The 12,409-nt window shown below is 30.3% G+C and carries 7 protein-coding genes; 4 read left to right on the forward strand and 3 right to left on the reverse strand.

What is annotated here, in order from left to right; genetic code table 11:
• The first annotated feature begins 106 nt into the window (after nucleotides 1–106).
• Both gyrA and EG240_RS02435 read left to right on the forward strand, forming a co-directional pair.
• Nucleotides 107–2,683 (forward strand): DNA gyrase subunit A, encoded by a 2,577-nt coding sequence (gyrA, locus tag EG240_RS02430; protein WP_125017184.1) that lies wholly within the window; start codon nucleotides 107–109, stop codon nucleotides 2,681–2,683.
• Nucleotides 2,683–3,921: a tetratricopeptide repeat protein gene (locus tag EG240_RS02435; RefSeq protein ID WP_125017046.1), complete on the forward strand. Its 1,239-nt coding sequence runs from the start codon at nucleotides 2,683–2,685 to the stop codon at nucleotides 3,919–3,921. The genes gyrA and EG240_RS02435 overlap by 1 nt, the downstream gene beginning before the upstream one ends.
• A 235-nt stretch (nucleotides 3,922–4,156) precedes the next feature.
• Here the strand turns inward: EG240_RS02435 and ccsA are convergent, their stop codons facing one another.
• Nucleotides 4,157–7,339 carry a cytochrome c biogenesis protein CcsA gene (gene ccsA, locus EG240_RS02440; protein WP_125017186.1) on the reverse strand — a complete coding sequence of 1,061 codons (3,183 nt, stop codon included), beginning with the start codon at nucleotides 7,337–7,339 and terminating at the stop codon, nucleotides 4,157–4,159.
• Nucleotides 7,340–7,513: 174 nt separating this feature from the next.
• On the opposite strand from ccsA, the gene EG240_RS02445 reads away from it, so the two are divergent.
• Entirely contained in the window at nucleotides 7,514–8,707 is a 1,194-nt protein-coding gene (locus EG240_RS02445; protein ID WP_125017048.1) for a pyridoxal phosphate-dependent aminotransferase, read from the forward strand.
• 93 nt (nucleotides 8,708–8,800) lie between these two features.
• On the opposite strand, the gene EG240_RS02450 is transcribed toward EG240_RS02445, so the two are convergent.
• Both EG240_RS02450 and EG240_RS02455 read right to left on the reverse strand, forming a co-directional pair.
• Nucleotides 8,801–9,619: a hypothetical protein gene (locus EG240_RS02450; protein WP_125017050.1), complete on the reverse strand. Its 819-nt coding sequence runs from the start codon at nucleotides 9,617–9,619 to the stop codon at nucleotides 8,801–8,803.
• Nucleotides 9,620–9,752: 133 nt separating this feature from the next.
• The gene (locus tag EG240_RS02455; protein ID WP_125017052.1) at nucleotides 9,753–11,444 is read right to left on the reverse strand and encodes an acyl-CoA synthetase; all 1,692 of its coding nucleotides are present in this window, start codon (nucleotides 11,442–11,444) and stop codon (nucleotides 9,753–9,755) included.
• Between the two features lie 179 nt (nucleotides 11,445–11,623).
• Between EG240_RS02455 and EG240_RS02460 the strand changes: the two genes are divergently transcribed.
• Entirely contained in the window at nucleotides 11,624–12,394 is a 771-nt protein-coding gene (locus EG240_RS02460; RefSeq protein WP_125017054.1) for an META domain-containing protein, read from the forward strand.
• Nucleotides 12,395–12,409: the final 15 nt, after the last annotated feature.

Raw genomic sequence — 12,409 nt, forward strand, 5'->3', positions numbered from 1 at the left:
TAAACATTTTGATGTTAATAAGAATTCAAAATCAGGTTGCTAATAAGCTTAAAATTGCGTATATTAGCCGTTAATTATTGATAAAAATAAACTTATATAAATTATGATGTCTGAAGGAGAAAAGTTAATTCCTATTAACATCGAAGACGAAATGAAATCTTCATACATAGATTATTCTATGTCGGTTATTGTTTCTAGAGCGCTTCCAGATGTTAGAGATGGTTTAAAACCTGTTCACCGAAGAGTTTTATTCGGAATGCATGAACTAGGAGTAACTGCAACTAAACCATATAAAAAGTCTGCTAGAATTGTTGGAGAAGTATTAGGTAAGTTTCACCCACATGGGGATTCTTCTGTTTACGACGCAATGGTTCGTATGGCTCAAGATTGGAGTTTAAGATATCTTTTAGTTGATGGACAAGGTAACTTTGGTTCTGTTGATGGTGATAGCCCCGCAGCAATGCGTTATACTGAGGCTAGAATGAAGAAAATAGCTGAAGAAATTATCGCAGATTTAGAAAAAGAAACTGTTGATTTTCAGCCAAATTTTGATGATACTTTAGAAGAACCAAAAGTTATGCCTACAAAAGTTCCTGTTTTATTAATAAATGGAGCTTCTGGAATTGCAGTTGGTATGGCTACAAATATGGCACCTCATAACTTAAATGAAGTTATTGATGGAACTTTAGCTTATATTGATAATAATGATATTGAGATTGATGAGTTAATGCAACACATCAAAGCTCCAGATTTCCCTACTGGTGGAGTTATTTACGGATATGAAGGTGTTCGCGAAGCTTTTAAAACTGGTCGTGGACGTATTGTAATGCGTGCTAAGGCTGCTTTTGAAACGGTAGATGGAAGAGATTGTATTATCGTAACAGAAATTCCTTACCAAGTTAATAAGGCAGATATGATTAAAAAAACTGCTGAATTAGTTAATGACCATAAAATTGAAGGGATTTCTAATATTCGTGATGAATCGGATAGAAAAGGTATGCGTATCGTTTATATTTTAAAGCGTGATGCAATTCCAAATATTGTTTTAAACACACTTTATAAATATACACAGTTACAATCTTCTTTCAGTGTAAATAATATTGCATTGGTTAACGGACGTCCTGAGATGTTGAATCTAAAAGATTTGATTCTTCATTTTGTTAACCACCGTTTTGAAGTTGTAACTAGAAGAACACAATACGAATTAAGAAAAGCTCAAGAAAGAGCTCATATTCTTGAAGGTTTAATCATTGCTTCTGATAATATTGATGAAGTTATTGCAATCATTCGTGGTTCTAAAAACGCAGATGAAGCTCGTGAACGTTTAATTGAACGTTTTTCGTTATCTGAAATTCAAGCTCGTGCTATTGTTGAAATGCGTTTACGTCAATTAACTGGACTAGAGCAAGATAAACTACGTGCTGAATACGATGATATTATGAAATTAATCGAATATTTAGAATCGTTATTAGCAAGTAAAGAATTACTTATGGGAGTGATTAAGGATGAGCTTGCTGAAATCCGTGATAAATATGGTGATGCTCGTCGTTCTCAAATTGAGTATGCTGGTGGAGAAATGAATATCGAAGATTTAATTCCAGATGAGCAAGTTGTAATCACAATTTCTCACGCAGGTTATATCAAACGTACACCACTTTCTGAATACAAAACACAGAATAGAGGTGGAGTTGGACAAAAATCTGCTGGGACAAGAGACCAAGATTTCTTAGAACATATGTATGTGGCAACAAATCACCAATACATGTTGTTCTTTACACAAAAAGGAAAATGTTTCTGGATGCGTGTTTACGAAATTCCAGAAGGAAGTAAACAAGCAAAAGGTCGTGCAATTCAAAATATCATCAACATTGAAAATGATGATAAAGTAAAAGCATTCATTTGTACACAAGATTTAAAAGACGAAGAATACATCAATAATCATTATGTGATAATGGTTACAAAACAAGGTCAGGTTAAGAAAACGCCTCTTGAACAATATTCTCGTCCACGTTTAAATGGTATTAATGCGATTACAATTAAAGAAGATGACGAATTATTCGAAGCTAAATTAACTGACGGAAATTCTAAAGTTTTAGTTGCTGCTCGTTCAGGAAAATTAGTTCGTTTTGATGAAGCTAAAACACGTCCGATGGGAAGAACAGCTTCTGGAGTTCGTGGAATTACTTTAGCTCACGATAAAGATGAAGTTATTGGAATGGTTGCTGTTAGCGATATGAATAGCGAAATTTTAGTTGTTTCTGAAAATGGTTATGGTAAACGTTCTTCTTTAGATGAATATCGTGAAACAAATCGTGGAGGAAAAGGTGTTAAAACAATGAATATCACTGAGAAAACAGGTTTATTAGTTTCGTTAAATTCAGTTACAGATAATGATGATTTAATGATTATTAACAAATCAGGTTTAACGATTCGTATTCGTGTTTCTGATTTACGTGTGATGGGACGTGCAACTCAAGGTGTTCGTTTGATTAATATCAAAGGAAACGATTCGATTGCTGCTGTTGCTAAAGTAATGAAAGATGAAGAAGAAGAGGTTGATACTACTAATTTAGTAGCTCCTGAAGATGCTGAAATTTTACCTCCAGTTGAAGACGAAATCGAAGAGGATGAAATCATCGAAGAAGATGATACAGATGTAGAACAAGAAAATTCTGAAGAATAATGAAAAATAAATTTTTTGCAATTTCTATTGCTTTAGTTTCTTTATCAGCAACAGCTCAAAAAGCAGAGTTAAAAGAAGCTTCAAAATTAGTGGATAAAAAAAACTTCTCTGAGGCTCGTGTAGCTTTGGAGAAAGTTGAACCTTTATTAGGTTCTGCAAATGATGAGCAAAAAGCAGAATATTATTTTTTAATTGGTCAAACAGCATTGAATTTAGCTGCAACTCAAGACCAAGAAAAAAATGTAGTTAAAGCTGTTGAAGCATTTAAAAAAGTAACTGAAATTGAAAAAGCTTCTAAGAATAATAAATATTCAGCTAAAGCAGAGCCAATAACGACATTGCTTTTAGCTCAAATTGTAAATGAAGCCGTTGCAGATAATACAAAAGGTAAATTTAAAGATGCATCTCGTAAATTTGATTTAGGATATCAATTAAGTCCAAAAGATACGGTTTATCTTTATTATGCAGCCTCAACAGCAATTAGTGCTAATGATTACGATTTTGCTGAGAGTAAATACAAAGAGTTAGTAAATCTGAATTATGATGGAAAAACTGTTTATTACACTGCAGTAGAAAAAGCAAATGGAGCAGTTCAATCGTTTGGAAATGATAAAAAAATGCGTGATTTATTAGTTCGTCAAGGAACTCACGTTCAGCCAAAAACGGTTACAGAGCCAAGTCAACGTGGTGAAATCCTGAAAAACCTTTCTTTAATTTTAATGAATAAAGAAAATTATTCTGAAGCTGAACAATATATTACAAAAGCATATCAAAACAATCCGGATGATAATGACGTTTTAATGAGTTTGTTGAATTTATATAGCCAAACGAATAGAAATGATAAATTTGTAGAAATTGCAAATGCAGCTTTAGCTAAAAATCCAATTAACGCATTGTTGAATTATAACTTGGGGATTATTGCATCAAATGAAAACAAAGATGATGTAGCTAAAAATTATTTTCAAAAAGCTATTCAAATTGATCCAAAACTCGAAAATGCTTATTTAGGTTTAGCGAATTTAACTTTGAAAAAAGACACTGAGATTACCAATGAAATGAATAATACAGGTACTTCTAATGCAGGTCAACAAAAATTCAAAGCATTGAAACAACAAAAAATTGGGATTTATAAAGAAGCTTTAGAATTTTTAAAGCAAGCTAAAAGTATAAATAGTCAGAATGAATCAATTAATAGTTTAATGGACGAAATTCAGCTTTATTTAGATTCAGAAAAATAGATTTTTTAAAGAATTTCAATCATAAAAAAAACGTATATAACATTCAAGTTATATACGTTTTTTTTGTTTTGAGGTTATAAGCGAATCCAATTTTCCTAATTATATTGAGGGATTTTTGAATATGAATATTCTATTAAAAAAATGTAATTGCTATAAATATACTTCTTTCAAACAATAAAAAAACGGAGTAGAAAATATATTCTACTCCGTTTTTTTAATGTTTGATGAATTCAATTTATTTCTTGTAATGAATTCTGTATTTATAATAAGCAAGTGCGCCTAAAGTAGAAACAAAAGCAACTGACCACCAAATAAATGTTGGAGTTACAACTTGATCTCCTTTTGCGTATGAATGTAATCCAGATAAGTAGAAGTTTACACCGAAATAAGTCATTGTAATTGCATAGAACGCAATTACTGACATAAAGTTATAAATCCATGTTCCACGTAAAGAAGGAACAAAACGCATGTGAATTACAAAAGCATAAACCATAATACTGACTAATGCCCAAGTTTCTTTTGGATCCCATCCCCAATAGCGTCCCCAACTTTCGTTAGCCCATTGACCACCTAAGAAGTTTCCGATCGTTAACATAACCAAACCACAAGTTAAAGCCATTTCGTTGATGTAAGTAATCTCTTTTATGTTTAAATCCATCTTAGCTTTGTTTTTCTTAGTAGTAAATACCATTAAAAATAAAGCTACAATTCCTAGAATCATTCCTAAAGCAAGTGGTCCATAACTACCTACAATTATAGAAACGTGAATCATTAACCAATATGAATTTAGTACAGGTTGTAAGTTTGCAATTGCTGGATCCATCCAACTCCAATGTGCAATCATTAAAATCATACCAACAACAAAAGCTGTAGAAGCAATTGTAAGTTCGGATTTTCTTCCGAATATTAATCCAAATAACATGGTTGCCCAACCAACGTAAATCATCGATTCATAAGCGTCAGACCATGGTGCGTGACCAGAAATGTACCAACGTGCTGCTAAGCCCGCAGTATGTAATAAAAACATTGTAATAATTAAACCAATAAAGATATTTGTAATTAATTTTAATACCTTATTATCTTTAAAAATACGAATGATTACTACTGTGAATAATAGCACAAAAGCATAGATATACCATGAATATAATCTCTTGAAGATATCATATTTGTTGTATAAAATTTCAGCTTCAACATGTTGATCAGATGGAATTACTTCAGCACCAAATTTGTGTTGGTATTGACTAATATTTTCTAAGAACTCATCTGCTTTTGTATAATCTTTTGTTTCTAATCCTTTTAATAAAGAATTTAAATAAGCAGGTAAAATAATTTTTGTAAACTGTAAATCTTCTCCTTTAATTTCAGATTCGTTTAATTCTAAGTAGTTTACCCATTTATTTCCTTTATCATACGGAACAGGAAAAATAGTTAAAATTTGACCAGTAATTGCTGAATATAATAAGTTTACTCTTTTATCAGCTTCAATAAAATCTGTTTGAAATGCATTTTTTACAGAAGCATGATTTGCATCTTCTAATTGTTCAACTAATTTATAGTTTCCTTGTTCATCGAAGAAATTAATTAAGGCTGCAAATTTTTGATCTGCTGGAATTCCAATTACTTTACGAATACTATCGTTTTCTTTTTTAAGATTAATAATCGGAACAGTGTACCATAATTGTGGAAATTGCGTTATTGAGAGTAAAACCTGATCAGAATCCATACCTTTATATGTGTCAGATTTACTTACTTTTCTTAATAATTCAGATGAGAAAGTGTTGATTGGTTTCATACGACCACCAGCATCCTGAATGATTAATTTTCCGAATTTATCCGCATGTTCTAATGGAACCTTAGATACTTCTAAAAGCGAATCAATTTGTTGTGGTGTTGGCATTTTGTGTCCGTGTTGTGCAAATGCACCTAACGAAATGAATAATAATAATGCCGTAATTAAATTCTTTTTCTTAGCACGTACTTTGTTTAACTTATTTCTTAAATCATCAAAACGTGTGTTTTTTGTTACTAAAAGTAAAATCATACTAATATATAATAATGTATATCCAATATATGTAATCCAAGTTCCGTAAAAATCGTGACTTACAGATAAGATAGTTCCTTTTTCATCTTCATCGAATTGTGCTTGAAAGAAACGATATCCTTTATAATCCAATACATTATTCATATAAATATGCGCATCAAAATTTTTAGCGCTAGGATCAATAATAGTTACTTTACTTTCAAAAGAAGAATAGCTATTTTGTGTTCCAGGATATTTATTTGCTATGAAATCGTTTAACTGAACTTCAAATGGAGTTGTGTAAATTTTTGATCCAAACATTAAAGTAAACTCAAGTTCACCTAATTTAAAAGATTGTGGAATTCCCATCATTCCTTTAGAACCAAGTAAAGTTACATCTTCAGAAACTTCTTTACCGTCTTTGTCTTCTGTTGTAACAGTTAACATTAATGCATCGTTTGTTTTTGAATTTTTGAAATTATTATCAGAAACAAAACCAATTTTACCTTTGATTGGTAATTCTGGGAAAACAAATTGAGAGCCACCAATATTATATAATGAGCGGAACATTAATTCTTGAGTTTGATCTTTTTCAACAGAACCTTTAAATTGATCTGCCATTCTCATAAAATTACCTTCAAATGGTGTTTCTATTGTATAATTGTCACCATCTTTTGTAATGTTAATTGCTCCAGGAGTTGGTTTATTAAAGGCATATAAAACATTATGAAAGTTTTGAACTTCGCCTTCTTTTAAGAAATGTTCATGACGAGATCCATCACCAGATTCTACCATTTTAAGGAAATAAACTCCATTTTCATCTGGTTGAATTTGTTCTGTTGCACCCATAATGAAATCTTTAAATTCTACTTTAAAAGGAATTCCATTAAAATCTTTTTTCATAGAAAAATGATTCGAAGCAAAGTTACTGATGAAATTATCTTTATCTAAAGCTCCAGAAAAAAGATGTTGATTTTCAAAAGTTCTACGTTTCATTTCTCCATCGACCATTCCGTCTGTCATAATCGTTAAGAACGTGCGGTCAGAGAAAATTTGGTTTGATTTGGCTTGTTCTCTAATTGGCATCATTCCTTCATAACTGATATAACGAGTTACGAAAGCACCAACTAAGATAAAAATGAAAGAAAGATGTAAAACCAATGTTACCCATTTTTCTTTTTTATATAATTGATAACGTTTGATGTTTCCAATAAAATTGACAACGAACAGAAACATAATAAGTTCGAACCATTTGGCGTTGTAAATAAGAATTCGAGCTGTATCGGTGTTGTACTCATTTTCGATAAAAGTACCCAAACCTAATGCAATCGGGAAAATAATGAACAAAACTGCCATTAATCGCGTCGAGGATAAGAAAGTAAATAACTTCTTCATAATTATATATATGTAGTCTATAATAAAATTCCACAAAAATACCTTTTTTAGACTGTATTACTTTATTTTTAACGAATAATTAATGATTGAAAATAAATTATAAGGTTATAAATATTGTTTTAAATTTGCGAAAGAAAATTACTACTAAATTTAAACTAAACTTACAACAAATAAATTATGCCTAAGATTTCAAATAAAGGGCAGCAGATGCCAGAATCTCCAATTCGTAAATTGGTTCCATTTGCAGAAACTGCTAAGAAAAAAGGAAATAAAGTTTACCATTTAAACATTGGTCAGCCAGATATTAAAACTCCAGAAGTTGCTTTAAACGCAGTGAAAAATGCAAATATTGAAGTTCTTGAATACAGTCATTCTGCTGGTTTTGAATCATACAGAAATAAATTAGCAGCTTATTATCAAAAGCAAGGTTTACCTATAAATACAGAAGATATTATCATCACAACTGGTGGTTCTGAAGCTTTAATGTTTGCAATGGGAAGCACGATGGATCAAGGTGATGAAATCATTATTCCTGAACCTTTTTATGCAAATTACAATGGTTTTTCAACAGCTTCTGGTGTAAAAGTAGTTCCAGTAATTTCAGGAATCGAAACGGGATTTGCCTTACCTCCAATTGCTGATTTTGAGAAATTAATCACACCAAAAACAAAAGCAATTTTAATTTGTAATCCAGGAAATCCTACAGGTTATTTATATTCAAAAGAAGAAATTGAGCAATTAGCTGCGTTGGTTAAAAAACACGATTTATTCTTGATTGCTGACGAAGTTTACAGAGAGTTTGCTTATGATGGTTTCAAACATTTTTCTGTAATGAATGAAGAAAGTATTGCTGAAAATGCAATTATGATTGATTCTGTCTCTAAACGTTTCAGTATGTGTGGTGCTCGAATTGGATGTGTAGTTTCTAAAAATAAAGAATTTATGAGTGCTGCAATGAAGTTTGCTCAAGCTCGTTTATCTCCGCCAACGTATGCACAAATTGCTTCTGAAGCTGCTTTAGATACACCTCAATCTTATTTTGATGATGTAATTACCGAATATAAAGATCGTCGTGATACTTTAGTAAATGCGTTGAATGCGATCGATGGAGTAGAAGTAGCTAACCCAAAAGGAGCTTTTTATTGTATTGCAAAATTACCTGTTGAAAATGCAGAAGATTTTGCAAAATGGATTTTAGAAGATTTCGATTTAAACGGTGAAACGGTTATGGTTGCTCCAGCTGCGGGATTTTATTCAACTCCAGGTGTTGGTTTAAACGAAGTTCGTTTGGCTTATGTTTTAAAGAAAGAAGATTTAATCAAATCTGCGGAAATTTTAAAAGCTGCATTAGTAGCTTATAAAGCTAGATAATTATTTTCAAAAGATTTATATAAAAAAAGAGTGAGTTCAATAAACTTTGAACTCACTCTTTTTTTGTGTGATAAGACCGATTTAAAAATCGATCTATTGTCTTTTTATGATAAGTGAAGAGTTGAAATTTAAGTTATTATCTTTAATGATAACTGCACCTTTCGAATCATATTTTTCAAAATTATAATCTCTCATTTCCTCGTAAGCAGTTAAACGATCGATGTAAATTTTACCATTTCTATCTTGTTTAAATTTGATACGAACAACTTCAGCATTCAAAATCCAGTTTTTTACAAACAGCTGTTTTCCATTATTTACCTGTGAGTGATCAATCGGATAAGGTTTTGTAAGATAAAATTCAATTTCGACTAAATTATATTTTTGATCGTACTTAAAAAAACCTTCGTAATAATCTTCTGTAAAAAAAGTTATGGTTGTGATTCCTTTTTCTGTAGTTCGAATGTATTGATAATCGTTTATATTATTCAAAAAATCTAATTCGGGGATATTTATGTTTTTTCGTAAAATTACTTCTGTTAGCCAATAAAGTGGAGAATCGTTATTTGAATATCTAGAAAAAAACGATTCTTTCTGATATTCTTTATTTTTTGGATTTGAAGTTTTTACTTTGTTTATTTTTTTACTTTTTAAATCCATTGAAATATCATAAAAAGAATTGATGTGAATCAACGTATCCGTTTTGCCAAGATAAGCTTCCTGTGTGATGGTGTATTTGGCATTATCTCCAGAGTAATTTTTATAAGTTTGTTTTTTAATATCTTCAATAATTTCAACTATATTTTTTTTAGAAATACGTTCAATAACCATTTCTTCCATATCTGTATCTTCTATTTGGGCATAAGAATTTAGACCTAAAAAGAAGACTGCAATAAGTAAAATATATTTTTTCATTTTTTGTTGATAGATTAACGATGCTAATATACCGAGATATTTATTAATTGTTATTAAATTATTTCATAAAAATTACGAATAGAACTTAATTTATAGAAAAAAAGAAGTAACAAAGGTTACTTCTTTAATAAAACTATTTTACATAGAAAAATTCATTGTCAGATTTGATTTTTTTAGCTTTATTTTCAGCTTCTTTAGCTCTAATTTCAACTCTTCGAATCTTTCCGCTAATTGTCTTTGGAAGTTCTGTTACGAATTCTAAAATTCTTGGAATTTTGTACGGTGCTAGATGTATTCTTGAATAATCAAATAATTCTTTAGCTAAAGCTTCTGAAGGAACTTGATTTTCTCCTAAAATAATAAAGGCTTTAACTTCATATCCTTTAATCGGATGTGGTGAACCAACAACCGCAGATTCTAACACAGCTTCATGTTCTAGCAAAACGCTTTCCACTTCAAATGGACCAATTCTATAATCAGAAGCTTTGATAACATCATCATCACGTCCAATAAACCAAATATAACCATCTGCATCTCTGTAAGCTTTATCTCCAGTATAATATAATCCGTTTTTAAATACTTCTGCTTGTTTTACTTTATCGAATAAATAACCTTTAAAAATTCCATTTACTGTGTTTTCATCCATACGAATGCAAATATTTCCTTCTTCGTCATCGGCTAAAATATTACCATCTTCATCAGCAATAACAACATCATACATAAACATTGGTTTTCCCATTGAACCAAATTTCACATTTTCATTTGGTAAATTTCCAACCAAACACGTACTTTCAGTTTGTCCAAATCCATCACGAATCAAAATTCCTGTTCCTGATTTCCATTCTTCAATAATTTCTGGATTTAATGGTTCACCAGCAGCTACACATTGTCTTAAACTAAAGTCAAATGATTTTAAATCTTCTTGGATAAATAAACGTAAAACAGTTGGAGGCGCACATAAAGTAGTGATTTTATGTTTCTCTATTAATGACAAAGTTCGATTTGCACTGAAACGTTCGTATGTATGATGCGTAAAAATGGTTGCACCAACATTCCAAGGTGCAAAGAAACTACTCCAAGCAAATTTTCCCCAACCTGGTTGAGAAATATTATAATGAATATCATTTTCAGTAACACCAATCCAAGAAGAAGTTGTTAAATGTCCAACTGGATGTGTGAATTGTGTATGACAAACGATTTTTGGCATTCCGGTTGTTCCAGAAGTGAAAAACATAAACAAGGTATCATCTGATTTTGTTTTAGCTGCTGAAGCAATTGTACTTTCTTTTTCAATATCTTCCAAAGAATACCATCCATTTCGCTTTCCGTCACAGATAATTTTAATATCAATATTTTTTCCAGAAACCTTTTCTGCTTCGTCAGTTTTTGCAGCATTTTCGACATCTGCAATAACAACTTTAGGCAAGGTTTTTTCAAAACGAAAAGCTAAATCTCCAGAACCCATAATGGTTGCTGTAGGTATCAATTCAAATCCTCCTTTTATTGTTGTTAAGATAGTATGCCAACTCGAAGGTTGTAACATCATTTGAGCTAAAACGATATCATGTTGTTTAACTCCTTTGTTTCTTAAAAAGTTTAAAAGCTGATTCGCTTTTTCAGACATAGTTTTGAAAGAATACGCAATGGTTTCTTCTCCATTTGTCCAAAGTAAAGCCGTTTTGTTTGGTCTTTCGGCTACATGAATTCCTTCAAAAATCTCTTCTACCCAGTTGAAATACTCTGGTTTTTCTAATTTAATTGTTTTTAATTCGTCATAAGTGTTTTCAGAAATGATTTGACTCACTTTCTTAAAAATTTCCTTCATAATTAATAATGGTTTGTTATTATGTTTTAATCGTTTTTTGTGTTTTTATAAAATTAGAAGAAAAAAACAAATATGAATTATTTTTGTACTTTTTTTAATTGATTATTTTTAATATTTAAGAAAATCATCGATTTCATTGCGATTTATTTTATTAAATTTGCCTAAATTAAAATATTATTATGAAAAAGCTATTCTCTTTTGCGACTTTTCTATTTATTAGCATCTTTTTAAATGGTTGTAGTTCTACACAAAAGCAAGAAGTTAAAAAAGATAAAATTGAAAAAGTTACCAAAGATTTAGATCCGAAAACTTATTTTAAGATTATAGGAACTGAACCTTTTTGGCATATAGACATTTCTGAGGATAAAATTTCTTATACTCAAGTTGATGGTCCAAAAATTGAATTTCCTTATATTAATCCTATTAAAGATAAGTTTTCTGAAACTAGAATTTATAAAACAGTGAATGGAAATGGTTCAATCTCGATTAAATTAACTAAAGATTTTTGCACTGACGGAATGTCTGATCGTGATTATAATTACAAAGCTGAAGTAGAAATTGTTCAATTTAAAAAAACGACAAAACTTAAAGGTTGTGGTTATTTTGTTGCAGATGACGTTTTTTCTGGAAAATGGTTTTTGAAGCAAATTAAAACTAAAAAACTTGAAGCAAATCAAAATTTGATTATTCCATTTATTGAATTTGATATCGAAAATAAACGTGCTTCTGGAAATGCTGGTTGTAATGGGTTTAGTAGTTCATTTGATTTAAATAATGATAAGATTTTATATAAAGAAATTCTCTTAACTCGAATGTTTTGTGAAGATTTATCTTTAGAACAAAATTTTGTAAAATCTTTAAATGAAGTAAATACTTTTAAAGCTGAAGGAAATGAGTTGAAGTTTTACAAAGACGGAATTTTAGAATTGATTTTTGAAAAGAAAATATAAAGAATTTAAAAAAAT

Origin of the sequence: Paenimyroides tangerinum (assembly GCF_003865405.1) — a bacterium.
Taxonomy (GTDB): Bacteria; Bacteroidota; Bacteroidia; order Flavobacteriales; family Flavobacteriaceae; genus Flavobacterium; species Flavobacterium tangerinum.

Bases quoted from the DNA above. Each gene is read 5' to 3' on its own strand.
- EG240_RS02455 (WP_125017052.1), bottom strand. From the start codon at position 11,444: ATGAAGGAAATTTTTAAGAAAGTGAGTCAAATCATTTCTGAAAACACT.
- EG240_RS02435 (WP_125017046.1), top strand. From the start codon at position 2,683: ATGAAAAATAAATTTTTTGCAATTTCTATTGCTTTAGTTTCTTTATCA.
- EG240_RS02450 (WP_125017050.1), bottom strand. From the start codon at position 9,619: ATGAAAAAATATATTTTACTTATTGCAGTCTTCTTTTTAGGTCTAAAT.
- gyrA (WP_125017184.1), top strand. From the start codon at position 107: ATGTCTGAAGGAGAAAAGTTAATTCCTATTAACATCGAAGACGAAATG.
- EG240_RS02445 (WP_125017048.1), top strand. From the start codon at position 7,514: ATGCCTAAGATTTCAAATAAAGGGCAGCAGATGCCAGAATCTCCAATT.
- EG240_RS02460 (WP_125017054.1), top strand. From the start codon at position 11,624: ATGAAAAAGCTATTCTCTTTTGCGACTTTTCTATTTATTAGCATCTTT.